General features: G+C 68.3%; 24 protein-coding genes. 11 read left to right on the forward strand and 13 right to left on the reverse strand.

Annotation, left to right across the window (positions count from 1 at the left end):
• Positions 1 to 91 precede the first annotated feature (91 nt).
• Positions 92 to 1,534: a CCA tRNA nucleotidyltransferase gene (locus tag ABZ848_RS23480; protein WP_360834781.1), complete on the forward strand. Its 1,443-nt coding sequence runs from the start codon at positions 92 to 94 to the stop codon at positions 1,532 to 1,534.
• Between the two features lie 121 nt (positions 1,535 to 1,655).
• On the opposite strand, the gene ABZ848_RS23485 is transcribed toward ABZ848_RS23480, so the two are convergent.
• From ABZ848_RS23485 to ABZ848_RS23500, 4 genes are all read right to left on the reverse strand, one after another.
• The gene (locus ABZ848_RS23485) at positions 1,656 to 2,171 is read right to left on the reverse strand and encodes a hypothetical protein (protein ID WP_360834783.1); all 516 of its coding nucleotides are present in this window, start codon (positions 2,169 to 2,171) and stop codon (positions 1,656 to 1,658) included.
• A gap of 125 nt (positions 2,172 to 2,296) precedes the next feature.
• Entirely contained in the window at positions 2,297 to 3,559 is a 1,263-nt protein-coding gene (locus ABZ848_RS23490; RefSeq protein ID WP_360834785.1) for an MFS transporter, read from the reverse strand.
• Between the two features lie 92 nt (positions 3,560 to 3,651).
• Positions 3,652 to 4,734 carry an inositol-3-phosphate synthase gene (locus tag ABZ848_RS23495; protein WP_360834787.1) on the reverse strand — a complete coding sequence of 361 codons (1,083 nt, stop codon included), beginning with the start codon at positions 4,732 to 4,734 and terminating at the stop codon, positions 3,652 to 3,654.
• A 44-nt stretch (positions 4,735 to 4,778) separates the two neighbouring features.
• Positions 4,779 to 5,462, reverse strand: a complete 684-nt coding sequence (locus ABZ848_RS23500; protein WP_360834789.1) for a helix-turn-helix transcriptional regulator — start codon at positions 5,460 to 5,462, stop codon at positions 4,779 to 4,781.
• 353 nt (positions 5,463 to 5,815) lie between these two features.
• On the opposite strand from ABZ848_RS23500, the gene ABZ848_RS23505 reads away from it, so the two are divergent.
• Entirely contained in the window at positions 5,816 to 8,491 is a 2,676-nt protein-coding gene (locus ABZ848_RS23505) for a transglycosylase domain-containing protein (protein ID WP_360834791.1), read from the forward strand.
• 131 nt (positions 8,492 to 8,622) lie between these two features.
• Positions 8,623 to 10,131: a glycosyltransferase 87 family protein gene (locus ABZ848_RS23510; protein WP_360834793.1), complete on the forward strand. Its 1,509-nt coding sequence runs from the start codon at positions 8,623 to 8,625 to the stop codon at positions 10,129 to 10,131.
• A gap of 109 nt (positions 10,132 to 10,240) precedes the next feature.
• On the opposite strand, the gene ABZ848_RS23515 is transcribed toward ABZ848_RS23510, so the two are convergent.
• The 3 genes from ABZ848_RS23515 to ABZ848_RS23525 form a co-directional block, all read right to left on the reverse strand.
• Positions 10,241 to 11,272: an alanine racemase gene (locus ABZ848_RS23515; protein WP_360834795.1), complete on the reverse strand. Its 1,032-nt coding sequence runs from the start codon at positions 11,270 to 11,272 to the stop codon at positions 10,241 to 10,243.
• Between the two features lie 74 nt (positions 11,273 to 11,346).
• Entirely contained in the window at positions 11,347 to 12,468 is a 1,122-nt protein-coding gene (gene femX, locus ABZ848_RS23520) for a peptidoglycan bridge formation glycyltransferase FemX (protein ID WP_360834796.1), read from the reverse strand.
• Positions 12,469 to 12,647: 179 nt separating this feature from the next.
• Positions 12,648 to 12,962 (reverse strand): hypothetical protein, encoded by a 315-nt coding sequence (locus ABZ848_RS23525; protein WP_242768368.1) that lies wholly within the window; start codon positions 12,960 to 12,962, stop codon positions 12,648 to 12,650.
• Between the two features lie 263 nt (positions 12,963 to 13,225).
• On the opposite strand from ABZ848_RS23525, the gene rpsF reads away from it, so the two are divergent.
• The 4 genes from rpsF (at position 13,226) to rplI (ending at position 14,953) form a co-directional block, all read left to right on the forward strand.
• Positions 13,226 to 13,516 carry a 30S ribosomal protein S6 gene (gene rpsF / locus ABZ848_RS23530; RefSeq protein WP_005482942.1) on the forward strand — a complete coding sequence of 97 codons (291 nt, stop codon included), beginning with the start codon at positions 13,226 to 13,228 and terminating at the stop codon, positions 13,514 to 13,516.
• Positions 13,517 to 13,597: 81 nt separating this feature from the next.
• Entirely contained in the window at positions 13,598 to 14,194 is a 597-nt protein-coding gene (locus tag ABZ848_RS23535) for a single-stranded DNA-binding protein (protein WP_360834799.1), read from the forward strand.
• 57 nt (positions 14,195 to 14,251) lie between these two features.
• On the forward strand, positions 14,252 to 14,488 hold the full coding sequence (gene rpsR, locus ABZ848_RS23540) for a 30S ribosomal protein S18 (protein ID WP_003949403.1): 237 nt from the start codon (positions 14,252 to 14,254) through the stop codon (positions 14,486 to 14,488).
• Positions 14,489 to 14,506: 18 nt separating this feature from the next.
• Positions 14,507 to 14,953, forward strand: a complete 447-nt coding sequence (rplI, locus tag ABZ848_RS23545) for a 50S ribosomal protein L9 (protein WP_142153548.1) — start codon at positions 14,507 to 14,509, stop codon at positions 14,951 to 14,953.
• 156 nt (positions 14,954 to 15,109) lie between these two features.
• Here the strand turns inward: rplI and ABZ848_RS23550 are convergent, their stop codons facing one another.
• Complete coding sequence (locus tag ABZ848_RS23550) at positions 15,110 to 16,447, reverse strand: MATE family efflux transporter (protein WP_360834802.1); 1,338 nt, start codon at positions 16,445 to 16,447, stop codon at positions 15,110 to 15,112.
• A 458-nt stretch (positions 16,448 to 16,905) separates the two neighbouring features.
• On the opposite strand from ABZ848_RS23550, the gene dnaB reads away from it, so the two are divergent.
• Entirely contained in the window at positions 16,906 to 18,375 is a 1,470-nt protein-coding gene (gene dnaB, locus ABZ848_RS23555) for a replicative DNA helicase (protein WP_360834804.1), read from the forward strand.
• Positions 18,376 to 18,405: 30 nt separating this feature from the next.
• On the opposite strand, the gene ABZ848_RS23560 is transcribed toward dnaB, so the two are convergent.
• The gene (locus ABZ848_RS23560) at positions 18,406 to 18,972 is read right to left on the reverse strand and encodes a dihydrofolate reductase family protein (RefSeq protein ID WP_360834806.1); all 567 of its coding nucleotides are present in this window, start codon (positions 18,970 to 18,972) and stop codon (positions 18,406 to 18,408) included.
• A 256-nt stretch (positions 18,973 to 19,228) separates the two neighbouring features.
• On the opposite strand from ABZ848_RS23560, the gene ABZ848_RS23565 reads away from it, so the two are divergent.
• Positions 19,229 to 20,614: a serine hydrolase domain-containing protein gene (locus ABZ848_RS23565; RefSeq protein ID WP_360834808.1), complete on the forward strand. Its 1,386-nt coding sequence runs from the start codon at positions 19,229 to 19,231 to the stop codon at positions 20,612 to 20,614.
• A gap of 112 nt (positions 20,615 to 20,726) precedes the next feature.
• Here ABZ848_RS23565 and ABZ848_RS23570 read toward each other — a convergent pair whose 3' ends face one another.
• Both ABZ848_RS23570 and ABZ848_RS23575 read right to left on the reverse strand, forming a co-directional pair.
• Positions 20,727 to 21,179, reverse strand: coding sequence for a GNAT family N-acetyltransferase (locus tag ABZ848_RS23570; protein WP_360834810.1), 453 nt, complete (start codon positions 21,177 to 21,179; stop codon positions 20,727 to 20,729).
• Between the two features lie 36 nt (positions 21,180 to 21,215).
• Positions 21,216 to 22,082 (reverse strand): GNAT family N-acetyltransferase, encoded by an 867-nt coding sequence (locus tag ABZ848_RS23575; protein ID WP_360834812.1) that lies wholly within the window; start codon positions 22,080 to 22,082, stop codon positions 21,216 to 21,218.
• Positions 22,083 to 22,276: 194 nt separating this feature from the next.
• On the opposite strand from ABZ848_RS23575, the gene ABZ848_RS23580 reads away from it, so the two are divergent.
• Both ABZ848_RS23580 and ABZ848_RS23585 read left to right on the forward strand, forming a co-directional pair.
• On the forward strand, positions 22,277 to 22,909 hold the full coding sequence (locus ABZ848_RS23580) for an HAD-IB family phosphatase (RefSeq protein ID WP_360834814.1): 633 nt from the start codon (positions 22,277 to 22,279) through the stop codon (positions 22,907 to 22,909).
• 340 nt (positions 22,910 to 23,249) lie between these two features.
• Positions 23,250 to 24,548, forward strand: a complete 1,299-nt coding sequence (locus ABZ848_RS23585) for a globin domain-containing protein (RefSeq protein ID WP_360834816.1) — start codon at positions 23,250 to 23,252, stop codon at positions 24,546 to 24,548.
• A gap of 11 nt (positions 24,549 to 24,559) precedes the next feature.
• Here ABZ848_RS23585 and ABZ848_RS23590 read toward each other — a convergent pair whose 3' ends face one another.
• The gene (locus tag ABZ848_RS23590; protein ID WP_360834818.1) at positions 24,560 to 25,042 is read right to left on the reverse strand and encodes an NUDIX hydrolase; all 483 of its coding nucleotides are present in this window, start codon (positions 25,040 to 25,042) and stop codon (positions 24,560 to 24,562) included.
• A 99-nt stretch (positions 25,043 to 25,141) separates the two neighbouring features.
• Complete coding sequence (locus ABZ848_RS23595; RefSeq protein ID WP_360834820.1) at positions 25,142 to 26,047, reverse strand: LysR family transcriptional regulator; 906 nt, start codon at positions 26,045 to 26,047, stop codon at positions 25,142 to 25,144.
• Positions 26,048 to 26,171: the final 124 nt, after the last annotated feature.

The following is a 26,171-nucleotide window of genomic DNA, read 5'->3' on the forward strand; positions in this document are numbered from 1 at the left end:
TTATGTAGCGGTGTAAAGACGCGTCCCCGGCGGAGTGTGGACGTTTAATGGAGGCGCTCGCGGTCGCCAGGGCCACGTACCCTCTTCTGTTGTGCCGAACGCCAACGAAGACACTTCCAGTGCCCTGAGCCAGGTGCAGCCCGCCGCGTCGAGCGACGCGATCCGGGTGGCCCCTGTCGCCGACGACCTTGCCCGCCGCTTCCGGGCGGCCGGGTTCTCACTCGCCCTGGTCGGCGGCTCGGTCCGGGACGCGCTGCTCGGGCGGCTCGGCAACGACCTCGACTTCACGACCGACGCACGCCCCGAGGACGTCCTCAAGATAGTCCGGCCCTGGGCGGACGCCGTGTGGGAGGTCGGCATCGCCTTCGGCACGGTAGGTGCGCAGAAGGACGGCTACCAGATCGAGGTCACCACCTACCGGTCCGAGGCCTACGACCGGACCTCGCGCAAGCCCGAGGTGTCGTACGGCGACTCCATCGAGGAGGACCTCGTCCGGCGCGACTTCACCGTGAACGCGATGGCGCTCGCGCTGCCGGAGAAGACGTTCATCGACCCGCACGACGGACGAGCCGACCTCGCGGCACGCGTGCTGCGCACCCCTGGCACCCCCGAGGCGTCCTTCTCCGACGACCCGCTGCGGATGATGCGTGCCGCCCGTTTCGCGGCCCAGCTGGACTTCGAGGTGGCTCCCGAGGTCGTGACGGCCATGAAGGAGATGTCCGGACGCATCGACATCGTCTCCGCCGAGCGGGTCCGGGATGAGCTGAACAAGCTGATCCTCGCCGCGAACCCCCGCAAGGGCCTGACACTCCTCGTCGACACCGGTCTCGCGGACCACGTCCTTCCCGAGTTGCCGGCCCTGCGGTTGGAGAGCGACGAGCACCACCGCCACAAGGACGTCTACGAGCACACGCTCATCGTCCTGGAGCAGGCGATCGCCTTGGAGGAGGACGGTCCCGACCTGACCCTCCGGCTGGCCGCGCTGCTGCATGACATCGGCAAGCCGCGCACCCGCCGCTTCGAGAAGGATGGCCGGGTCTCCTTCCACCACCACGAGGTGGTCGGCGCGAAGATGACGAAGAAGCGCATGACGGCGCTGAAGTACTCCAACGAACTGGTGAAGGACGTCTCGCGACTCGTCGAACTTCACCTCCGCTTCCACGGATACGGCACCGGTGAGTGGACGGACTCGGCGGTCCGCCGTTACGTCCGTGACGCGGGCCCGCTCCTCGACCGCCTCCACAAGCTGACCCGCTCGGACTGCACGACCCGCAACAAGCGCAGGGCGGCGGCGCTCTCGCGGGCGTACGACGGTCTGGAAGAGCGCATCGCCCAGCTCCAGGAGCAGGAGGAGCTGGACTCGATCCGTCCGGACCTCGACGGCAACCAGATCATGGAGATCCTGGGCGTCGGTCCCGGCCCGGTCATCGGCAATGCCTACAAGCACATGCTGGAACTGCGTCTGGAGAACGGGCCGATGGAGCACGGCGCGGCCGTGGCGGCCCTCAAGGAGTGGTGGGCCGAGCAGGGCTGAGGCCGTGAAACGGGGTCATGTTTCACGTGAAACATGACCCCGTTTCACGGCGGAGACTCAGACCCGGACGCGATGGGGGGCGTTGTTTCACGTGAAACAACGCCCCCCATCGCGTCTTCTTTTACTTGTAGTCCTTCAGGCAGAGCAGGAAGTCGCTGCCGTCACCGGACTCGGTGTACGTGTACTGGAAGTCCTTGGCCGCCTCCTCGCACTTCGAGGAAGCCGTGATCTCGGTGGTGTACGAGCCCTTGATCTTGGCCAGCACCACGTACTGGGCCTTCGAGTCGCTGCACTTGACGACTTCGAGGTCCGGGTTGGTGTCGGAGGTGCTGCCCCGGTGCATGCAGTCGCCGACCTTCGCGGTGTTGGCGTCGTCCCGGCTGGCTATGTAGCCGCCGATGGCCGCGACAAGGGCGATCACGAGGACGACGGCGATCCGTATCGCCTTGAAGCTGAACCGGCGGCGGGGCTGCTGCGGAACCGGGGCGTAAGGCGCTCCGCCCTGGGGGAACCCGGGCTGGCCCGGCTGCTGCGGGTAGCCGCCCTGCGGAGGGTACGGGGCCTGGGGCTGCGGCTGGCCGTACGGCTGCTGGCCCTGAGCGAACGGGTTCTGGCCCTGGGGCGGCGGAGTGGTCACTTGGGGGTCCCCCTAGAACAAGTAGATGAGTTGCGCACATAAGAGGCGCGTAAGACGCAGGTAAGTTACCGGCCCCCACTGACACGGACGTGCTTCAGAGGGACTCTGTGGCTTTGATGTGACACTTACCGGTGTTCAAAGCGGGCCATAGCCCCAGCAACTGCCCCGTAGACAACGGCGACCGTGACGACGAGCACCACCGAGCGGCCGTCCGGGGGGAGCATCAGGGCGGCCACCGCGGCGGCGCCGACGAAGGCGATGTTGAACAGGACGTCGTAGACGGAGAAGATCCGGCCGCGGAAGCCGTCGTCGACCGACGACTGCACCAGCGTGTCCGTCGCGATCTTCGCACCCTGGGTGGTGAGGCCGAGCACGAAGGTCGCGGCGAGCATGGGGCCGACGGCGAACGGGAGGCCCAGCGCGGGCTCCAGGAGCGCGGCCGACGCTGCGCACACGACGATCCAGCGGCCCGGCCCGAGCCGTCCCGCCGCCCAGGGTGTCACCACGGCCGCCGCGAAGAAGCCGGCCGCGGACGTGCCGAGCGCCAGCCCCAGTAGCCGTAGCCCCTCGTCCGTGTCGGAGGAGAAGGAGTAGCGGCACAGCATCAGCAGCATGACCAGCAGGGCGCCGTAGCAGAACCGCATCAGGGTCATCGTGAGGAGGGCCCAGGCGGCCTCCCGGCGGGCCGGCGCAGCGAGATGGCGTACCGCCGCGGTCAGGTCGCGGGCGGTGCCGGAGAGCGCGACCGTCAGGCTCGGCTGAACCAACTCGCGGTCGGGGCCCAGCTGTTCGGGCGTGAAGCGCAGGGACGCGAGCGCCCCGCACAGATACAGGAGCGCGCCCAGCAGCACCACGGCGGCGTCGGAGTCCGCCACCACCAGCCGTACGACGAAGGCGAGCCCGCCGCCCGCGGTCGCGGCGAGCGTACCGGCGGTCGGGGAAAGGGAGTTGGCCATCACCAGGCGCTCGGCGTCGACCACGCGCGGGAGGGCGGCGGACAGGCCGGCGAGGACGAACCGGTTGACGGCGGTGACGCACAGCGCGGAGACGTAGAACAGCCAGTCCGGAACCTGGGCCAGGATCAGCACGGCGGTGGCGCAGGCCATCAGGGCGCGCAGCAGGTTGCCGTAGAGGAAGACCTGGCGGCGGCGCCAACGGTCCAGGAGGACGCCGGCGAAGGGGCCCACGAGGGAGTACGGGAGCAGCAGGACCGCCATCGCGGAGGCGATCGCGGCGGCCGAGGTCTGTTTCTCGGGCGAGAAGACGACGTAGGCGGCGAGCGCGACCTGGTAGACCCCGTCCGCTCCTTGGGAGAGCAGCCGTACGGCGAGCAGGCGTCGGAAGTTCCGGAAGCGGAGCAGGACGCGCAGGTCGCGGACGACGGCCATGGGGCACAGCCTCACATACGGAGAGGGTCCCCGGGTCGTGGACCCGGGGACCCTCACAGCCCTGGCAGGAGCGTTTTCAGTGCGAGGCGCGCTTAGCGCTCGACCTCACCCTTGATGAACTTCTCCACGTTCTCGCGGGCCTGGTCGTCGAAGTACTGGACCGGCGGGGACTTCATGAAGTAGCTCGACGCGGAGAGGATCGGGCCGCCGATGCCGCGGTCCTTGGCGATCTTCGCGGCGCGCAGGGCGTCGATGATGACGCCGGCGGAGTTCGGGGAGTCCCAGACCTCGAGCTTGTACTCCAGGTTCAGCGGGACGTCACCGAAGGCGCGGCCCTCGAGGCGGACGTACGCCCACTTGCGGTCGTCGAGCCAGGCGACGTAGTCGGACGGGCCGATGTGGACGTTCTTCTCGCCGAGGTCCCGGTCGGGGATCTGGGAGGTGACGGCCTGCGTCTTGGAGATCTTCTTGGACTCCAGGCGGTCACGCTCGAGCATGTTCTTGAAGTCCATGTTGCCGCCGACGTTCAGCTGCATGGTGCGGTCCAGGATGACGCCCCGGTCCTCGAACAGCTTCGCCATGACGCGGTGCGTGATGGTGGCGCCGACCTGCGACTTGATGTCGTCGCCGACGATCGGCACGCCGGCCGCGGTGAACTTGTCCGCCCACTCCTTGGTGCCGGCGATGAAGACCGGGAGGGCGTTGACGAAGGCGACCTTGGCGTCGATGGCGCACTGGGCGTAGAACTTCGCCGCGTCCTCGGAGCCGACGGGCAGGTAGCAGACGAGGACGTCGACCTGCTTGTCCTTGAGGACCTGGACGACGTCGACCGGCTCCTCGGCGGACTCCTCGATGGTGAGGCGGTAGTACTTGCCGAGGCCGTCGAGGGTGTGGCCGCGCTGGACCGTGACGCCCGTGTTCGGCACGTCGGCGATCTTGATGGTGTTGTTCTCGGAGGCGCCGATGGCGTCCGCGAGGTCGAGGCCGACCTTCTTCGCGTCGACGTCGAACGCGGCCACGAACTCCACGTCGCCGACGTGGTAGTCACCGAACTGAACGTGCATCAGGCCGGGGACCTTCGACGCCGGGTCGGCGTCCTTGTAGTACTCGACTCCCTGCACCAGCGACGCGGCGCAGTTGCCCACACCGACGATGGCTACGCGAACCGAACCCATTCCGGTTGCTCCCTGTGTGTACGAGTGAGGCCCTGACTGGGCGCTCACGTGGCGGTGTCGTCGGGCGTATCCGGCCCGGGGGTGTCCCCGGGCCGGGGCAGGACGCCCGGCGCTCCAGATGTGTTGTTCTGCTGAGCGGACCCCCCGGAGGCAGGACCCTTCAGGTCCCGTCCGGCCCGCTCGCTCTCGATGAGCTCGTTCAGCCAGCGCACTTCGCGCTCCACGGACTCCATCCCGTGGCGCTGGAGCTCAAGCGTGTAGTCGTCGAGGCGCTCCCGGGTGCGCGCCAGGGAGGCGCGCATCTTCTCCAGACGCTCCTCCAGCCGGCTGCGGCGGCCTTCCAGCACGCGCATGCGCACATCGCGCGACGTCTGCCCGAAGAAGGCGAAGCGGGCGGCGAAGTGCTCGTCCTCGTACGCGTCGGGGCCCGTCTGCGAGAGCAGCTCCTCGAAGTGCTCCTTACCTTCCGCCGTCAACCGGTAGACGATCTTGGCGCGACGCCCTGCGAGTGGAGCTGCCAGGGCGTCCTCGGGGGTGTTCCCCGATTCCTCGATCAACCAGCCGTTGGCGACCAGCGTCTTGAGGCAGGGGTAGAGCGTCCCGTAGCTGAACGCCCGGAACACGCCCAGTGACGTGTTGAGCCGCTTTCGCAGCTCATAGCCGTGCATCGGGGACTCGCGGAGCAGGCCGAGTACGGCGAACTCGAGGATCCCGGACCTCCGGCTCATCCTCTCGCCTCCTCGTCCTTATCTCGCTCCGATGTATCGACTCGATACATCAAGACGATAGAACGGCCTTCCGGATGCGACAAGTGGGGAGACGGTGAACGGGATCACATCACTTATTCATCCGAGGCAAGTTGCCTGATTTGGGGTGAACTTCGGGGCTCGGAGGGTTTTGACGGTGCGTAGTCTGTGCGCCATGCACACCACCGGGATCCGAGTGACGCAGGGGGGCGTCGTCGTCCTGGGTGCGGTACGGATGAATGCGCGATCGACCACATCCGTACTTCGGGGGGACCGGAAACCAGCCGTCGTCTCCAGGCGCGCAGACGTGCGCCTGCCCGAGGAGTAGTCGTTCGATGAGCGAGCACCGTCGCAAACCGCCGCAGCCGCAGGGAGGCGGACGTGCCGCGGCCCGACGCGGCCAGTCCGGCTCGTCCTCCGGCCGCCGCGCGGCACCGCGAGGCGCCACCGGGTCTCCCTCCGACGCGTACGGGTTGAATTACGGGTCGGCAGGCGAGGAGCCTTCCTACGGCGGCCGCGCCGAGGCCCGTCGCGCGGCCCAGAGAAGTGGAGGCGGCCGCCGCAGAGCGGCCGAACCTGGCCGCGGAGGTCGACGCGGCGCGCCCGAAGGCCCCACCGGACCCGGGCGGGGCCGAGGACGCGCCGCCGTTCCCGGCAAGAAACGGATCATCGACTACCCGCGCGCCGGCAAGTACGGCGCGGCGCGCTGGCTGCCGTCCTGGAAGCTGGTGGCGGGGCTCTTCATCGGGTTCTTCGGCAGCATCGTGGCCGTCGCGGGCATCGCGTACGCCATGGTGGGCGTCCCGGACATCGCGAAGACCGCGGAGGCCCAGAACAACGTCTTCTACTGGGCCGACGGCAGCGAGATGGTCGCCACGGGCGGCGAGACGAACCGCCAGATCGTCAACCTCTCGCAGATCCCCAAGGCGATGCAGTACGCGGTCATCTCCCAGGAGAACAAGACCTTCTACACCGACAGCGGCATCGACCCGAAGGGCATCGCCCGCGCCGTGTTCAACATGGCCAGGGGCGGTGAGACGCAGGGCGGCTCCACCATCACCCAGCAGTACGTGAAGAACGCGATGCTGGACGACCAGTCGCAGACGATCTCCCGGAAGTTCAAGGAGATCTTCGTCTCGATCAAGGTGGGCACCACGGTCTCGAAGGACCAGATCATGGCCGGCTACCTGAACTCCGCGTACTACGGCCGCGGGGCCTACGGCATCCAGGCGGCCGCGCGCGCGTACTTCAACAAGGACGCCGTCGATCTGAAGCCGGGCGAGTGCGCGTTCCTGGCAGCGATGCTCAAGGGCGCCACGTACTACGACCCAGCGGGCGCGACCTCCCTCGACCCGGCCGCCACTCCCCAGGCCAACAGCAAGCGGGCGCTGGCGCAGATGCAGGACACCCTCGACAAGATGGTCGAGTACGGCCACCTGAGCGCCACGGAGCGGGCCAAGTACACGACGCTCCCCAAGTGGCAGAACCCGCGCTCCAACAACAAGCTGAGCGGCCAGGTCGGCTACCTCGTCGACCTCGCCAAGGCGTACCTGGTCAACAACACCAACATCTCCGCCGACGACCTGCAGAAGGGCGGTTACTCGATCTACACGACCTTCGACAAGAAGAAGGTCAAGGAGCTCGAGACCGCGGTCACCAACGTCCAGAAGGCCAACATCAAGCCCAAGCAGCGCCCGAAGACGGACACCCACGTCCAGTTCGGCGGCGCTTCGGTGGAACCGTCGACCGGTGCCATCAGGGCGATCTACGGCGGTGAGGACGCGACCAAGCACTTCACCAACAACGCGGACGTGACCGGCGCCCAGATCGGTTCGACCATGAAGCCGTTCGTGCTCGCGGCGGCCATGCAGTGGGGCGTGCGGGACAAGAGCCTCGGCCCGGAGCAGGCCCAGGACGAGCGCACCCAGGTCTCCCCGAAGAGCCTCTACAGCGGCAAGAACAAGCTCAAGATCAAGGACTACGACGGGACGATCTGGAAGAACGAGAAGGGCCAGGAGTGGCTGCAGACCAATGACGGCAATGAGTCGTACGGCAGTCCTCCCAACTACCGGATCGACCTGCGTGAGGCGATGCGGGAGTCGGTGAACTCGGCCTTCGTGCAGCTCGGCATGGACGTCGGGCTGGACAAGGTGAAGGAAGCGGCGATCGCCGCCGGCCTCAAGAAGGACAGCCTGGCCGGCACCAGCTTCCCTTCCTTCTCGATCGGTATCTCCGACCCGAGCGCGATCCGCATGGCGGGCGCGTACGGCACGTTCGCCTCCAGCGGCAAGCAGCGCGACCCCTTCTCCGTCACCAAGGTGACGAGCAAGGACGGCACGGTCTTCACCCATGAGGACAAGGTCACCCAGGCCTTCACCTCGGCCGTCGCCGACAACGTCACCGACGTGCTGAAGACGGTGGTCGAGAAGGGTACGGGTACCAACGCCCAGCTGCCCGGACGCCAGGTGGCCGGCAAGACGGGTACGACCGACGGCAACAAGTCCGCCTGGTTCGTGGGCTACACGCCGCAGCTGTCGACGTCGATCACGATGTTCCGGTACGACGACGACGAGTCCCAGAAGAACCGCACCTTCCTGGAGATGTACGGAACGGGTGGCCAGGAGAAGATCCACGGTGCCTCGTTCCCGTCGGAGATCTGGCACGACTACATGACGCAGGCGCTGAAGGGCACGGAGGCGAAGGACTTCCCGACGCCCGAGTCGATCGGCGAGGTCGTCAACGACGTGCCCAGCCCGACGCCGACTCCGACGCCGAGCGAGACGCTGAACAGCCCCACGCCGACTCCGACGCCCAGCGAGACGCTGACCAGTCCGAGTCCCACGGCGAGCGAGTCCTGCCAGTTCAGCTGGCAGTGCACCGACACCGGCGGTACGGACACGGGCGGGACCGACGGCGGGGTGACCTCTACGCCGACGGCCACCGAGACGAGTGGCAACGGCAACACCAGAGGCAATGGCAACGGAGGCCTCTTCGGAGGCTCGACCGGCTAGGCGCCAAAGCATCCGGCAAGGGTGTTTCACGTGAAACGTCCAGATGTTTCACGTGAAACAGGGGCCGCCGCACCTGAGTAGGTGCGGCGGCCCTCGGCGTATTCCTAGGCATGTACGGCAGGATGTGCGCCATGCCCAGCGCAGAATCGACGCAAGCGAGCGTGCACGAGCCGGACACCGTGCGGCCGACCAAGGAGGACAAGGTCGCCACGGCCGGCAGCGAGCTGATCGGCGGCCCCCTCGGACGGCGCGCCCTGCTCGGGACGTCCTGGTGGACTCCCGTCCGGGTCGTCGCGCTCGTCGCGATCGGCATGTTCGCCCTCGGCCTGATCCAGAAGGCGCCCTGCTACAACGGCGCCTGGTTCTTCGGTGCCAGCTCGCAGTACACGAAGGCCTGCTACTCGGACATCCCGCACCTCTATCAAGGCCGCGGCTTCGCCGACGGCCTCGTGCCGTACTTCGACAAGCTCTCCGGCGACATGCCGTACCTCGAATACCCGGTCCTCACCGGCGTGTTCATGGAGGTCGCCGCCTGGCTCACACCGGGCAGCGGCAGCATCCAGGACCAGGAGCAGTGGTACTGGATGGTCAACGCCGGGATGCTGATGGTCTGCGCGGCCGTCATCGCGGTCTGCGTGACCCGGACGCACGCCCGCCGGCCCTGGGACGGTCTTCTGGTCGCCCTGGCGCCCGCTTTCGCTCTGACCGCCACCATCAACTGGGACCTCCTGGCGGTCGCTCTGACGGCCGCGGCCATGCTGATGTGGTCCCGTAGCCGCCCTCTCGCCTTCGGCGTCCTCCTGGGGCTCGCCACGGCTGCCAAGCTGTATCCCGTCTTCCTGCTCGGCCCGCTGTTCCTGTTGTGCTGGCGGGCCGGCAAGTGGCGCGACTTCGGCAAGGCGCTGGGGGGCACGGTCGTCGCCTGGATCGTCGTGAACCTGCCCGTGATGCTCTTCGCCTGGGACGGCTGGTCGCAGTTCTACAAGTTCAGTCACGACCGGGGTGTGGACTTCGGCTCGTTCTGGCTGATCATGGCCCAGAACTCGTCCGACCCGCTGACCACCGACACCGTCAACAACCTGGCCACCGCACTGGTGGTGCTCTGCTGTATCGGCATCGCGGTCCTCACCCTGACCGCGCCCAGGCGCCCGCGCTTCGCCCAGCTCGCGTTCCTGATTGTCGCGGCGTTCATCGTCACCAACAAGGTCTACTCGCCGCAGTACGTCCTGTGGCTGGTCCCGCTGGCCGTGCTGGCCCGGCCCAAGTGGCGGGACTTCCTGATCTGGCAGGCGTGCGAGGTCGCGTACTTCCTGGGCATCTGGATGTACCTCGCGTACACGACCAGCGGCGACGCCCACAAGGGACTGCCGCAGGACGGCTACCACTGGGCCATCGGCGTGCATCTGCTGGGGACGCTGTACCTGTGCGCCGTCATCGTGCGCGACATCCTCATGCCGGAGCGGGACCCCGTGCGCAGGTCCGGGGACGACGATCCCTCGGGAGGCGTGCTGGACTGCGCGGAGGACGTCTTCGTCGTCGGCCCGGCGGCCCATCCCCCGCGGCACGCGGCCTACTTCGAGGGCCAACAGGTGGAGTGGGGCAGTCGTGGAGCGGCGTCTTCCACAGACGGTTCGCTCTGAGCGAACAGAGCGCGCGGGGTCCACGCAGAAGGCCGTACACGGAGTTCCGTGTACGGCCTTCGCTCTGTCCGCTGTCTTGTGGCCCGGCCTGGTCGGTCCGACCCGTGGGTCAGCGGTCGACCATCCGGTCGAACTGCGTGGTGGTGTGCCGCAGATGGGCCACCAGCTCCTCGCCGACCTTCGGCTCGGGCGCGTCCGACGGCACGAACAGGATCGACACCTGCATGTGCGGAGGCTCCGCGAACCAGCGCTGCTTGCCGCCCCAGACGAACGGAGAAAGGTTCCGGTTGACCGTGGCGAGGCCGGCCCGGGCGACGCCCTTGGCGCGCGGCATGACGCCGTGCAGGGCCTTGGGGGCCTCCAGGCCCACCCCGTGCGACGTACCGCCCGCAACGACCACCAGGAAGCCGTCCGAGGCCGCCTTCTGCTGGCGGTAGCCGAAGCGGTCGCCCTTGGCGACGCGGGTGACGTCCAGGACCGCTCCGCGGTACTCGGTGGCCTCGTGGTCGCCCAGCCACAGCCGGGTGCCGATACGGGCGCGGAACCGGGTCTGCGGGAACTGCTGCTGCAGCCGGTGGAGTTCCTCGGCCTTGAGATGGCTGACGAACATCGTGTGCAGCGGCAGCCGGGCGGCGCGCAGCTGGTCCATCCAGCCGATGACCTCCTCGACGGCGTCCGAGCCGTCCGTGCGGTCCAGCGGCAGGTGGATGGCGAAGCCCTCCAGACGGACGTTCTCTATGGCGGCGTGCAGCTGCGGCAGGTCCTGGGAGCTGATGCCGTGCCGCTTCATCGAGGACATCACCTCGATGACCACACGGGCGCCCACGAGGCCGTACACGCCGTCGATGGACGACACCGAGCGGATGACCCGGTCGGGCAGCGGGACGGGCTCCTCGCCGCGGCGGTACGGCGTCAGCACCAGCAGGTCGCCGCCGAAGAAGTCCTTGATGCGCGCGGCCTCGTACGTGGTGCCGACGGCGAGGACGTCGGAGCCCAGCCGGGTGGCCTCCTCCGCCAGCCGCTCGTGCCCGAAGCCGTATCCGTTGCCCTTGCAGACCGGGACGAGCCCCGGGAACTGGTCCTGCACGTGCTTGTGGTGCGCACGCCAGCGCGCGGTGTCGACGTAGAGCGTGAGCGCCATGGCCGGACCTGGAACCTTTCTCGTGGCTGCGGTGTATCAGAGGTATGGAACCAATTGAAGCGAAGGACGCGACGTCAGCGGCGCGACATGTAGATGTCGAGCGCCTTGTGGAGCAGCTTGTTGAGCGGGAAGTCCCACTCGCCGAGGTACTCGGCGGCCTGGCCGCCCGTGCCGACCTTGAACTGGATCAGGCCGAAGAGGTGGTCGGTCTCGTCCAGCGAGTCGGAGATGCCGCGCAGGTCGTAGACGGTCGCGCCGAGCGCGTAGGCGTCGCGCAGCATCCGCCACTGCATCGCGTTCGAGGGCCGGACCTCACGGCCGATGTTGTCGGAGGCGCCGTAGGAGTACCAGACGTGCCCGCCGACGATCAGCATGGTCGCCGCCGACAGGTTCACCCCGTTGTGGCGGGCGAAGTACAGCCGCATCCGGTTGGGGTCCTCGGTGTTGAGAGCCGTCCACATGCGCTGGAAGTACGACAGCGGGCGGGGCCGGAAGTGGTCGCGCACGGCCGTGATCTCGTACAGCCGCTGCCATTCCTCGAGGTCCTGGTAGCCGCCCTGGACGACCTCGACGCCGGCCTTCTCGGCCTTCTTGATGTTGCGGCGCCACAGCTGGTTGAAGTTCTTGTGGACCTCTTCCAGGGACCGGTTGGCCAGCGGCACCTGGAAGACGTAGCGGGGCTGTACGTCGCCGAAGCCGGCGCCGCCGTCCTCGCCCTGCTGCCAACCCATACGGCGGAGCTTGTCGGCGACCTCGAAGGCGCGCGGCTCGATGAAGTCGGCCTCGATGTCGCGCAGCCGCTTCACGTCCGGGTTCTGGATGCCGCCCTTGATGGAGTTGGCCTCCCAGCGGCGGATGATCACCGGCGGGCCCATCTTCACCGAGAAGGCGCCCTGCTGCTTGAGGTGCGCGAGCATCGGTTCCAGCCACTCGGTCAGATTCGGCGCGAACCAGTTGATGACCGGGCCCTCGGGCAGATAGGCCAAGTAGCGCTTGATCTTGGGGAGTTGGCGGTAGAGGACGAGTCCCGCGCCGACCATCTCGCCGGTGCGCTCGTCGAACCAGCCGAGGCTCTCGGAGCGCCACTCCGCCTTGACGTCGGCCCAGGCCGGAACCTGCATGTGGCTCGCCGCCGGCAGGGTCTGGATGTACGCCAGATGCTGCTCGCGGCTGATCGTCCTCAGGGTCAGGCTCATTCGGGGCGCTCCTCGGGCTGGTGTGTCCCCATGGGTACAGGGGCTCCGGCTCTCGCGCCGAAGCCTACTGCGCCTTGCGAGCGCCCCGACTGGGCGTACGGAACCTGCGCCCCGGCTCATGGGCCGCCGAGGCGTTCCGCGGTGCTTTGCGTGGAGTTAAGGGGACGGTGTCCCTGGCATCAGCTGATGACCCCGCCGAAGAGGCCGCCGTGCGCCATGCCGAGGAAGAAGCCGACACCGGCTGCGCCGAGACCCAGGATGAGTCCGAAGCGCTCGCGTGTCGTCTCCGAGATCCACTGGCCGTACGCGCCGGTGAGGATCCCCACCAGGCCGGTCCAGGAGCTGAGCAGGTGCAGGTTGTGGAAGAAGCCCGTCACGAACGCCGTCAGACCGAGCACCAGGGTGACCGCGAGCAGCGTGTCCTGGAGCGGGTGGGGCTTTCCGTCCGTGGCGAAGAGGCCTCCGACGGTGTTGGGTCGCAATGCTTGTGCCATGGGGCACCTCCTGCGAAAGGCGGCGCATCGTAGCGCCATACACACCCGATGTGTACAGACTGACGGTCCGCACGGCCGGATTTCAACCGGAAGCCGGTGTGCGGGTACTCTGTACCGTCTGCACCGGTGTCTGCCCAGGCCAGCTCGGGCGAACCGCGAGGTCAGCCCGATTGTCAGTGGCGGCCGATATCGTTGCGTACGCATCACGACCCTCCTGCCACGGAACGACCGTGGCCGCTGAGTCCAAAGGAGGTGGGTTCCACATGCGTCACTACGAGGTGATGGTCATCCTCGACCCCGATCTGGAGGAGCGCGCTGTCGCCCCCCTGATCGAGAACTTCCTCTCCGTCGTCCGTGAGGGCAACGGCAAGGTCGAGAAGGTCGACACCTGGGGCCGTCGTCGTCTCTCGTACGAGATCAAGAAGAAGCCCGAGGGCATCTACTCGGTCATCGACCTGCAGGCCGAGCCTGCGGTCGTCAAGGAGCTCGACCGCCAGATGAACCTGAACGAGTCGGTCCTCCGGACCAAGGTCCTCCGCCCCGAGACCCACTGAGCTCTCCCGCTCAGCTGATCTCGGGATTCGAGTAGCAGCAACCAAGCAGCCAGAGCAGCAAACCCGCCGAGAGGTTCCCCCATGGCAGGCGAGACCGTCATCACGGTCGTCGGCAATCTTGTCGATGACCCCGAGCTGCGCTTCACCCCCTCCGGTGCGGCGGTCGCGAAGTTCCGTGTCGCGTCCACTCCCCGCACCTTCGACCGTCAGACGAACGAGTGGAAGGACGGCGAGAGCCTGTTCCTGACCTGCTCGGTCTGGCGTCAGGCGGCTGAGAACGTCGCCGAGTCGCTCCAGCGAGGCATGCGCGTCATCGTGCAGGGCCGGCTGAAGCAGCGGTCCTACGAGGACCGTGAGGGTGTCAAGCGCACGGTCTACGAGCTGGACGTCGAGGAAGTGGGCGCCAGCCTGCGGAACGCCACGGCCAAGGTCACCAAGACCGCCGGCGGTGCCGGACGCGGTGGCCAGGGCGGTTACGGCGGCGGTGGCGGCCAGGGTGGCGGCGGCTGGGGTGGAAACTCCGGCGGCGGCCAGCAGGGCGGTGGCGGTGCTCCCGCCGACGACCCGTGGGCGACCGGCGCTCCCGCCGGTGGCAGCCAGGGCGGCGGTGGCGGCGGCTGGGGTGGAAACTCCGGCGGTGGCGGTGGCGGCGGCTACTCGGACGAACCCCCCTTCTAGACCTTCGGGTCGAGGGCGGGTCGTACCCAAACTTCTTGATCACACAGGAGAAACACCATGGCGAAGCCGCCTGTGCGCAAGCCGAAGAAGAAGGTCTGCGCTTTCTGCAAGGACAAGGTCACGTACGTGGACTACAAGGACACGAACATGCTGCGGAAGTTCATTTCCGACCGCGGCAAGATCCGTGCCCGCCGCGTGACCGGCAACTGCACGCAGCACCAGCGTGACGTCGCCACGGCCGTCAAGAACAGCCGTGAGATGGCGCTGCTGCCCTACACCTCCACCGCGCGATAAGGGAAGGGTGACCGACACATGAAGATCATCCTCACCCACGAGGTCTCCGGCCTCGGTGCCGCGGGCGACGTCGTCGACGTCAAGGACGGTTACGCTCGCAACTACCTGATCCCGCGGAAGTTCGCTATCCGCTGGACCAAGGGTGGCGAGAAGGACGTCGAGCAGATTCGTCGTGCTCGCAAGATCCACGAGATCCAGACCATCGAGCAGGCCAACCAGGTCAAGGGCCAGCTCGAGGCCGTCAAGGTCCGTCTGGCCGTCCGCTCCGGCGACGCCGGTCGTCTCTTCGGTTCCGTCACCCCGGCCGACATCGCCTCGGCGATCAAGGCTTCCGGTGGCCCCGAGGTCGACAAGCGCCGCATCGAGCTGACCGCTCCGATCAAGACCCTGGGCGCCCACGAGACGTCCGTGCGTCTGCACCCCGAGGTTGCCGCCAAGGTCAACATCGAGGTCGTCGCGGCCTGATCGCCGCGCTCGGCTTGAACAGCTTCGGCTGAACAGCTGAGAAGGGGCCGCACCCGTTGGGGTGCGGCCCCTTCTGCGTGCCGAGAGGGCGATCGCGTGCGCATGTTTCACGTGAAACGGTCAGTCCGGCCGACCGACGTGTTTCACGTGAAACCGTCAACGGGTCGCCCCCGTCACCAGCCAGCGGCCCGACCGGGAACGGAGCCACAGGGTCAGCATCCGCACGGCCATCATCAGCGTCATGGCGGCCCACAGGGCGGTCAGACCTCCTCCCAGCGTGGGAACGAGCAGGGCGACGGGCGCGAAGACCGCAAGCGTGACGAGCATGGCCCCCGCGAGGTAGGTTCCGTCGCCTGCACCCATCAGGACTCCGTCGAGGACGAAGACAATTCCGCAGATCGGTTGTGAGAGGGCCACGATCACCAAGGCGGGCAGAGCCGCGTCCTTCACTATCGAGTCGCTCGTGAACAGCGGGAGGGACACCGGCCGCGTGATCACGACGAGCACGCCGAGGACGACGCCGACCGCGATGCCCCACTCGACCATCCGACGGCATGCCTGACGGGCTCCCTGGACGTCACCGGCGCCGAGATAGCGCCCGATGATGGCCTGGCCCGCGATGGCGATGGCGTCGAGGGCGAAGGCGAGCAGGCTCCACAGGGACAGGATGATCTGGTGTGCCGCGATGTCGGCGTCGCCGAGCCGGGCGGCGACGGCTGTCGCGATCATCAGGATCGCCCGCAGCGAGAGTGTCCGGACGAGCAGGGGTGCTCCGGCCTGGGCGGAGGCCCTGATCCCGGCGGTGTCGGGGAGGAGCGAGGCACCGTGCCTGCGGGCTCCGCGGACGACCACCACGAGGTAGACCGCGGCCATGCCGCACTGGGCGATGACGGTGCCCCACGCGGAGCCGGCGATGCCGAGGCCAGCGCCGTAGACGAGACCCAGGTTGAGGGCCCCGTTGGCGACGAAGCCGGCGACGGCGACGTATAGCGGTGTCCTCGTGTCCTGTAGGCCGCGCAGGACGCCGGTCGCGGCGAGGACGACGAGCATGGCCGGGATGCCGAGAGCGGAGATGCGGAGGTATGTGGTCGCGTAGGGGGCCGCGGTGTCGGAGGCGCCGAAGAGGTTCACCAGGGCCGGTGCCGTGGGGAGCACGACGGTGATGACGGCGGCGCCGAGCAGGAGGGCCAGCCAGATGCCGTCCATGCCTTGGCGGATGGCGGCTTGGAGGTCGCCTGCTCCGACGCGCCGGGCGACGGCCGCGGTGGTCGCGTAGGCGAGGAAGACGAAGACACTGACCGCTGTCGTGAGGAGGGCCGAGGCGACGCCGAGTCCGGCGAGTTGTGCCGTGCCGAGGTGGCCCACGATCGCGCTGTCGGCCATGACGAAAAGCGGCTCGGCGACGAGTGCGCCGAAGGCCGGGACGGCCAGTGCGACGATCTCTCGATCGTGCTGTCGCCGGGCGGCCCTGGGGGGCGCGGGAGCCTGTGTCATGTGCACCAATCTAATCGTCCACAGGTAAGAGATGCAAAGCTTTTCTGACCCTTACCGCTTCACTCGGGGTGTGTACTTTCGCGTGGCGTTCGAGGCGATCTTGATCCGACTGGGGAAGTTTTTCTTCTGCACAGCCGGTGGACGGGAAAGTTGCAGGTCAGGGTAGGTTTGACGGAAGTGGCCCGAGCTTGTTCACAGGCCTGTCCACCGGGTCGTGCACAGGTTTTGCGGAGTTCTCCACAGCATCCGGGCCGTCGTCCACATGGCCTGTGGATAACCAGATTGGCTGACGGTGCCCACAGGCCTACCGTGGTCCGGCGCCCACTCCGTCCGTCGGCCGGGAAACCATCACAAAACCGACGCGCCACAAGCGGAGTTGGGCCTCTCATTTGTCAGTGCCGTGCCGTAGAAATGAGGGCATGGCTAGGTCCGCCCTGCGGACGGGAGGAGGTGGCTCGGTGAGCGTTTCCGAGCCCTTGGACGACCCCTGGGCCGACAGCGGGCCCAGTGACCGTCTGCCTGCCTCCCGCCGACGCGGCGACGGGGGCCGGGGCCGCGAGGAGCAGCACGACCGGGGCCGGGAGAACGGCGAATGGGACGGCGGCGTCGCCTTCGAGCGCGTGCCGCCCCAGGACCTCGATGCCGAGCAGTCCGTCCTCGGCGGCATGCTGCTGTCCAAGGACGCCATCGCCGACGTCGTCGAGGTAATCAAGGGCCACGACTTCTACAAGCCGGCCCACGAAACGATCTTCCAGGCGATCCTCGACGTCTACGCCAAGGGCGAGCCCGCCGACCCCATCACGATCGGCGCCGAGCTCACCAAGCGCGGCGAGATCAACAAGGTCGGTGGCGCATCGTATCTGCACACCTTGGTCCAGACGGTGCCGACGGCGGCCAACGCCGAGTACTACGCGGAGATCGTGCACGAGCGCGCGGTCCTGCGCCGGCTGGTCGAGGCGGGCACGCGCATCACCCAGATGGGATACGCGGCCGACGACGACGTCGACGAGATCGTCAACCGCGCCCAGGCCGAGATCTACGCGGTCACCGAGCAGCGCACCAGCGAGGACTATCTGCCGCTCGGCGACATCATGGAGGGCGCGCTCGACGAGATCGAGGCGATCGGCTCGCGCAGCGGCGAGATGACCGGCGTGCCCACCGGGTTCACGGACCTCGACTCGCTCACCAACGGGCTGCACCCGGGCCAGATGATCGTCATCGCGGCCAGGCCCGCCATGGGCAAGTCCACGCTCGCGCTGGACTTCGCGAGAGCGGCGTCGATCAAGCACAACCTGCCGAGCGTCATCTTCTCCCTCGAAATGGGGCGCAACGAGATCGCGATGCGTCTGCTGTCCGCCGAGGCCCGCGTCGCCCTGCATCACATGCGTTCCGGCACCATGACGGACGAGGACTGGACCCGGCTGGCGCGCAGGATGCCCGAGGTCTCGTCCGCCCCGCTCTACATCGACGACTCCCCGAACCTGTCGATGATGGAGATCCGCGCCAAGTGCCGCCGGCTGAAGCAGCGCAACGACATCAAGCTCGTGATCATCGACTATCTCCAGCTGATGCAGTCCGGCAAGCGCTCCGAGAGCCGCCAGCAGGAGGTCTCGGACATGTCCCGTAACCTCAAGCTGCTGGCCAAGGAGCTGGAGGTCCCGGTGATCGCGCTCTCGCAGCTCAACCGTGGTCCCGAGCAGCGCACCGACAAGAAGCCGCAGGTGTCCGACCTGCGTGAGTCCGGCTCCATCGAGCAGGACGCCGACATGGTCATCCTGCTGCACCGCGAGGACGCCTACGAGAAGGAGTCACCGCGCGCGGGCGAGGCGGACATCATCGTCGGCAAGCACCGTAACGGCCCGACGGCGACGATCACGGTCGCCTTCCAGGGCCACTACTCGCGCTTCGTGGACATGGCGCAGACCTGACCAGTGAGACCAGCGGGCGGCTGCTGGTGCTCAGCGCCTCGTCTCGTACCTGGTCAGTACCACGCCGCCGGGCAGCGTCCGGGTCCCCAACAGGTTCAGGTTCACCCAGCCGTCCAGCGTGGTGAAGAACGGCGTGCCGCCACCCACCAGGACCGGATGGGTGGCGATCACGTACTCGTCGATCAGCCCTGCGCGCATGGCCGCACCGGCGAGCGTCGCGCCGCCGATGTTCATCGGGCCGCCGTCCTCGGCCTTGAGCCGGGTGATCTCGGCGATCGCGTCGCCGGTGACCAGGCGGGTGTTCCAGTCGACCTTGTCGATCGTCGAGGAGAACACCACCTTCGGCGTGTCCCGCCAGTTCCGCGCGAACTCGATCTGCGCCGGGGTGGCGCCCGGCTGCTGGTCGCCGGTCGGCCAGTAGGAGCTCATCGTCTCCCACAGCTTGCGCCCGTACAGCGACAGGCCACTTGCCTGCTCGTGCTCGAGCCACCACTGGAACAGCTCGTCGCTCGGCGGTCCGCCCCAGCCGATGTCGTCGCCGGCCGCGGCGATGTAGCCGTCCAGGGTCAGGTTCATGCCGTAGATCAATTTCCGCATGGCCCAGCCTTCCGTCCGTGGGTGTCCGGCGTACAGACCAGCGTGGCTCGGGAAACTCATCGGTGCGCGATCCGGGCTTGCCGGTAGTCCTCGTGCTCGGGGCTCAGCGTGGGGTACTCGGCCGACACGGGCAAGCCGCCCGATCTCGACCTCGCCCCCGCCCAAGATCGACATGTCATGCGCGGCGAGACCCTGCAGCTGCGTGCCCAGGCAAATGAGCTCGACGGCCGGGCGCCTCGCGGGATGGACTGGGGGCATGACGACATCCCAGGAAGAGTTGCTCGCCGGTACCCGCAGATCACTGCTGCACCGGATCGCCGTGGCCCAGGCCGAGGGACGGGCGCCGTCGCTGGTCGCGGCGGTGGTGCGGGGCGGGGAGACGGTGTGGCACGGTGCGCGGAGTTCGGTGGACGGGCACGGGCCGGACGAGAACGTGCAGTACCGCATCGGCTCGATCACGAAGACCTTCACGGCCGTTCTCGTCATGCGGCTGCGTGACGAGGGCGCGCTCGACCTCGGTGACCCCCTGGAGAAGCATCTGCCGGGCACCGGCGCGGGGGAGGCCACTATCGCCGAACTGCTCGCGCACACCGGCGGGTTGGCCGCCGAGTCACCCGGACCGTGGTGGGAGCGGACACCGGGTGTGCTGCGCCCCGAGCTCGGCGACGTGCTCGGCGAGCAGCCTCTGGTGCATCCCGTCGGCCGGAGATTCCACTACTCCAACCCCGGGTTCACCCTGCTCGGCGCGCTGGTCGAGGAGCTGCGCGGGGCCCCGTGGGAGGAGGTTCTTCGGCGGGAAGTGCTCGAACCTCTCGGCCTCCACCGTACGCGCGGACGACCGCAGGCACCGCACGCGGGCGGCTGGGCGGTGCACCCGTGGGCGGACGTGATGCTGCCGGAGCCCTCGGAGGACCTCGGCCGGATGGCCCCGGCCGGTCAACTCTGGTCGACGACAGGGGACTTGGCGCGCTTCGCGGCCTTCCTGGCCAAGGGGGACGACAGCGTCCTGAGCGCCGAGTCGCTGTTGGAGATGCGGACCCCGGCGGCCCCGCCCGAGGCCCCGGACGTGGCTGCGGGTTACGCGTACGGCCTGGGGATGGAGATCCGGCGCCAGGACGAGCGGCTCCTCGTCGGACACTCGGGATCCCTGCCGGGCTTCCTCGCCTGCCTCGCCATGAGCGTGGAGGACGACGTCGCGGCGGTGGTTCTCGCCAACTGCACCTCCGGCCCGCCGCTCGTCACCGTGGCCGGCGATCTCGTCCGGATCGTCGCCGAGGCCGAGCCCCGGATCCCCGAGCCGTGGCGGCCGATGGGTGAAGTCGAGACGGGCGTACTGGAGTTGGCCGGCCAGTGGTACTGGGGCACGTACGGCTTCGCCCTGCGGCTGACGGCCGACGGACTCGTCTCGCTGGAGCCGCTGACCGGCAAGGGGCGCCGCTCGCGCTTCAAGGCGAACGGCGACGGCACCTGGACCGGCCTGGAGGGCTACTACGCCGGAGAGCTCCTGAGGGCCGTACGGCGCCCGGACGGGACCGTGAGCCACCTGGACCTCGGGTCGTTCGTGTTCACGCGTCAGCCGTACGACGAGGAGGCTTCTGTGCCGGGTGGGGTGGACCCGGACGGATGGCGGGGGATCGGCTAGCCCCCCATCCGGGCTCCGGCCCCCATCGGCAGCCTCCGGCCCCCCATCGGTCGGCTCGGCATCCATCAGCGGTCCCGGCGTCCTGTTTCACGTGAAACAGGACGCCTCGCTTTCACAGCTGGAGCTTGAAGCCCACATGCGAGGCCGTGAAGCCGAGCCGCTCGTAGAACCGGTGCGCGTCGGTGCGGGTGTTGTCGGAGGTCAGCTGGACCAACTGGCAGCCCTCGCGCCGGGACGCGTCGATGGCCCACTCGATGAGCTGTGTGCCCAGGCCACTGCCCCGCTCGTCCGCGTGGATACGGACCCCTTCGATGATCGACCGGGTGGCGCCCTGTCGCGACAGCCCGGGAACGATCGTGAGCTGAAGTGTGCCGACGACGCGGTCATCCCGGGTGGCGACCACCAGATGCTGGTTCGGGTCGGCTGCCAGCCGTTCCAGAGCGGCCAGATAGGGCGTCAGATCGTCCGGCGACTCACGCTGGGCGCCGAGCGGGTCGTCGGCGAGCATCGCGACGATCGCGGGTACGTCCTGCGCCGTGGCGGGCCGCATCTCAAGATCTCCCATGCCGGCAACCCTACGCACAGGCGTTCCGGAGGAGCTTCAGCCGGCCGCGACCGTCACGGGGGCGAAGCGCCGGGTCCAGTTGCCGGGCAGCTCGGGGATGCCGTACGTCATCACGGAGTTGAAGGCGATGGATCCCAGCCCCCGCTCCTTCGCCCACGCCAGCAGCTCTTCGTGGCGTACGTCGATGTCCGTGCGCAAGGGGCGGTCGGTGTGGGCGGCGAGTGAGGTGATGAGCGCCTTCGCGGTCTCCGTGTCCCGGGCGATCAGCGGGCCGACCACATGGGTCTCCATGTTGGGCCAGGCGCCCGCGTATCCGATGATCCGGCCGTTCTCCTCGGCGACGCAGAGGCGGTCGGCGAAGGCCGGCAGCCGCGTGACGATGTGCGTGCGGTCGGCGCCGAACACCTCCTCGTCGAGACGGACGATCGCGGGGAGATCCTCGGCGGTCGCGGCCCTCGTGACGACCTTGGCCTCCAGCCCGCCGGAGGTGAAGTGTCCACGCAGCATCTCGGCCCGGCCCGTGACCTTGAAGCCGAGTTCCTCGTAGAGCGGGCGGCCGTTCGGGGTGGCGTGCAGGGTCAGCGGTGTGGTGCCCATCGTCGAGACGATGTGCCGCATCAGGTGGCGTCCGATACCCCGGCGTGCGTGCCGTTCGGCGACCAGCACCATGCCGATGGCGGCGAGATCGGGCCGGTCCTGCGGTCCGTACTCGGTGACGACGCAGGCGCAGACGAGACCGCCCTGGGGATCGTCGATGCCGTAGCCCTTCCCGGCTGTGAGGAGGAAGCCCCACTTGTGCTCCTCGCGCGGCCACCCCCGGTCCTCGGACAAGTCGGCGCAGGCGGTGAGATCGCGAAGCGTCAGACGGCGGACGGGGAGAGCAGTGAGGGAAGGAGTCGCCACGCAGGTCAGGCTGTCTGACGGGTGCCCTCGGCGTCCACCTCTTTCCACCGAGACGCATGAGCTTTTGGCCATGTCGTGGCCAACTGCACAGTGCACCTACAGGTGCCGGGTGTTTCACGTGAAACATGGGCGAACGGCGAGCATCCGCGGGCTCACCAGGGCCCCTTTGCCGTGTCCCGTTAGCCTCGGGTCCCATGGCGAGACTTCATCTTTTCGACCTCGACGGCACGTTGCTGCACGGCACCACATCACCCGTTGAGATCTCACGGCAGCTGGGGCTCGAAGCCGAGACGGTGGCCTTGGACGAGGCGATCTCGGCGGGACTCATCGGTCCACCGGAGTACGCGGCTCAGGTGTATGCCCTCTGGGCGGACCTCACCGAGGCGCATGTGACGGCCGCTTTCGACGGAGCGCCGTGGCTGGAGCGGATCCGGGAAGTCTGGGCGGAAATCCGGCAGCAAGGCGAATACTGCGCCGTCGTATCGCTCTCACCCTCCTTCTTCGTCGAACGGCTCATCGGCTGGGGCGCGCATGCGGCATTCGGGTCGCGCTTTCCGGCTGTGCCGTTCACCGAGCCCGTGGACCCGGCCGGAGTTCTCAGCGCGGCGGCAAAGGTCGAGATCGCCGATCGCCTGTGCGCGGAGTTCGGAGTGACCCGCGCCGACTGCATTGCCTATGGCGACTCGCTGTCGGACCGGGATCTGTTCGGTGCGGTGCCGGTCTCCGTGGCGGTCAATGCCGACCGCCATCTCGCCGGCCTTGCGACACACACGTACATCGGCGGCGATCTGTGGGATGCCTATGAATTGGTGCGCCGTGCCCGGTAATTGAGGGAATTGTTAGTTAACCCCCTCACAATCGTGGCGGAGGGAGGGGGGACTTGTGATCGGGTCGGTGACCGGTAGGGTCGACTCCGGTTCGCTTTCGGGGCGTGGTGCAGACATCCCGGGCTGACCGTGAGCTGGGCAGTGCAGCCTAACGGGACGCAGAGATCGAAGACCCGTATTTTCGGTTATGCGGTCGGACCGTCCGAATGGGATGCGATGCTGCGGTGCGGGCACTGCGGCCAATGTCACACTCTCGCCTTACTTGTCCGTACGAAAGTAAGCCGTCTGCGGGGGAAAGCAGGCACCTTCCGACCGAGGAAGGGCGCAGACCGACCGAAAGATGTTCGAGGCGAGGCACACCATGGACGCTCCGACCACGGCGTCGGCCGACAACGGCACTTCCGGCGGCGGGGGCGGCTGGTTCACGCCGCAGCCGGAGACCTCCGCTGACCTCCGCGTCCCCGTCCAGCGCCCCGCACAGTCCGAACCCCCGCACTCCCTTGCCCCTGTGCAGGCCCAGACCGCGTCGCCGGACGCCGTCCTCATCCGGCGGACGATGTCCGAGGTCGCGCCGGTCGCCGACAAGGTCACCTCGTACTTCTACGCGCTGCTCTTCGTCCGCCACCCCGACCTGCGGTCCCTCTTCCCGGCCGCCATGGACACCCAGCGGGACCGGCTGCTCAAGGCGCTGCTCACGGCGGCCGAGCACATCGACAACACCGAGGTCCTCGTCGCCTACCTGCAGAACCTCGGCCGTGGCCACCGCAAGTACGGCACCCGCGCCGAGCACTACCCGGCGGTGGGCGAATGCCTCATCGGGGCGCTGAGCAAGTACACGACGAGTATCTGGGACGCGGAGACGGAAGCGGCCTGGGTCCGGGCGTACACCACGATCTCGCAGGTCATGATCGATGCCGCGGCGGCGGACGAACTACGCGCGCCCGCCTGGTGGTTCGCCGAGATCGTCGCGCACGACCTCAGGACCTCGGACGTCGCGGTCGTCACCGTCCGCACGGACCAGCCCTACCCCTTCCTCGCCGGGCAGTACGCGAGCGTGGAGACGCCCTGGTGGCCGCGCATCTGGCGGCACTACTCCTTCGCCTCGGCACCCCGCTCCGACGGCCTGCTGACCTTCCACGTGAAGGCCGTCCCGGCGGGCTGGGTCTCGAATGCCCTGGTCCACCGCGCCCGGCCGGGCGACGTCGTCCGGCTCGGCCCGCCGACCGGTTCGATGACCGTGGACCACACCACCGACAGCGGACTGCTCTGCCTGGGCGGCGGCACCGGCATAGCGCCGATCAAGGCCCTGGTGGAGGACGTCGCCGAGCACGGTGAGCGGCGGCGGGTCGAGGTGTTCTACGGCGCCCGCACCGACCGCGACCTGTACGACATCGACACCATGCTCCGGCTCCAGCAGATCCACCCCTGGCTCTCGGTCCGCGCCGTCATCGACCAGCAGGGGCACCTCCAACTCCCCGACGCGGTACGCCAGTACGGCCCGTGGCACGAGTTCGACGCCTATCTGTCGGGCCCGCCCGGCATGATCCGCAGCGGTGTCGACGTCCTCAGGAACATCGGCATCCCGGCGGAGCGGATACGGCACGACTCGGTCGAGGAACTGGTCGGGACCGGCGCCTGAGCCGGCGGAAGTCAGCCCAGGTCCGGGGCGTGCATGGCCCGTACGCCCTCGATGTTGCCGTCCAGGTAGTGCCGCAGCGACAGCGGGACGAGATGGACCGAGGCGATCCCGACACGGGTGAACGGCACGCGCACGATCTCGTACTCACCGGCCGGCTCGTCCACCTCGGGACCGTGCCGCAGCGACGTGTCCATGGACTCCAGGTGGCAGACGAAGAAGTGCTGCACCTTCACGCCGGTCGCACCGCCGTCCGCGCCGATGTGCTCGACGGTATCGACGAAGCAGGGCACCACGTCGGTGATCTTGGCGCCGAGCTCCTCGTACACTTCACGGTGCAGGGCGTCGACGACGGTCGTGTCCCCGGGCTCGACCCCGCCACCGGGGGTGACCCAGTAGGGATCGACGCCGGGCTTCGTGCGCTTGATCAAGATCAGGTCGTCGCCGTCGAGGAGGACGGCGCGTGCGGTGCGCTTGACCACGGGTCGGACGGTCATGGGTGGAATGTGGCCCGGATGGTTCCACGTGAAACATCGCGTGGTGTCATCGGCCGAGCTCAGCCCGTGATGACGGCAATGAGGCGGAAAAAGCCCTGGTCAGCACCAGTCGTCCGCCGCCTGCAGCAGCCATTCGTGAGCCCGCGCGATATGCGGCATCGCGAGGGTGCCGGTGCGGACCACGAGGAAGTACGTGCGCAGCGGCGGTACGGCGGGATCGTGCAGGGCGACGACGTCGCCGCGTTTGAGGGCGGCCGCGCACAGATAGCGGGGCAGCACCGCGAGACCCGCACCTGCGGCGGCGCAGGCGAGGACGGCGCGCAGGTCGGGGACGATGACGGTGCCCGGGGCGCCGGGGCGGGAGTCGAAGACGGAGGCCCAGTAGCGCGAGACGAAGGGCAGCGACTCGTGCACCTCGACCACGGGGACGTCCTCCAGCGCAAGCGCTCCCTTGCGCCGCGGCTTCTCGGGACCGATCTGCTCGGCCCGTGCCGGGGAGGTGACCAGGACGTGTTCCTCGTCGCAGAGCGGAGTCGCCGTGAGCAGGGCGCCGCGCGGACGGGCCGTACTGATGGCCAGATCGTGATGCCCGGCGGCCAGCCCCTCCAGGGTCTCCTCGGCGTTCCCGAAGGAGGCGCGCAGCGCGAAGCCCTGGCCGTCTTCGCCGGTGAGCTCGGTGAGGGCGGGCAGCGCGCGTTCCGCAGTGAACTCAGGGGGACCGGCGAGATGCAGGGTCCGTAACGAGGACTCGTCGTCGAGGCCCGTCTCCGCGATCTCCACCAGGGCGTCGAGGTGCGGGGCGGCCTTGTGCGCGAGCTCGTCGCCGATGGTCGTCGGGGTCACGCCGCGGGCCTGCCGCAGGAAGAGGGGGCGGCCCAGCTGCCGCTCCAGTGTGCGGATCTGCGAGGTCACGGCCGGCTGCGACAGACCGAGCAGGGCGGCGGCGCGGGTGAACGAGCCGGCCCGATGCACGGTCACAAAGGTGCGCAGCAAGGCCAGATCCATCGTTCGCCCTCCCCGGTTCCCTGCCCTTCTCCCGCCCCCGGACAGGGCCCAACTATAAATAAGTCGATAGGTCTCTGTCGCTACTGTGATTGGACACTGACACAGAGTCAACTAGCCTTGTTCG

The sequence above is a fragment of the Streptomyces sp. NPDC047081 genome (assembly GCF_040643775.1).
Classification (GTDB): Bacteria; Actinomycetota; Actinomycetes; order Streptomycetales; family Streptomycetaceae; genus Streptomyces.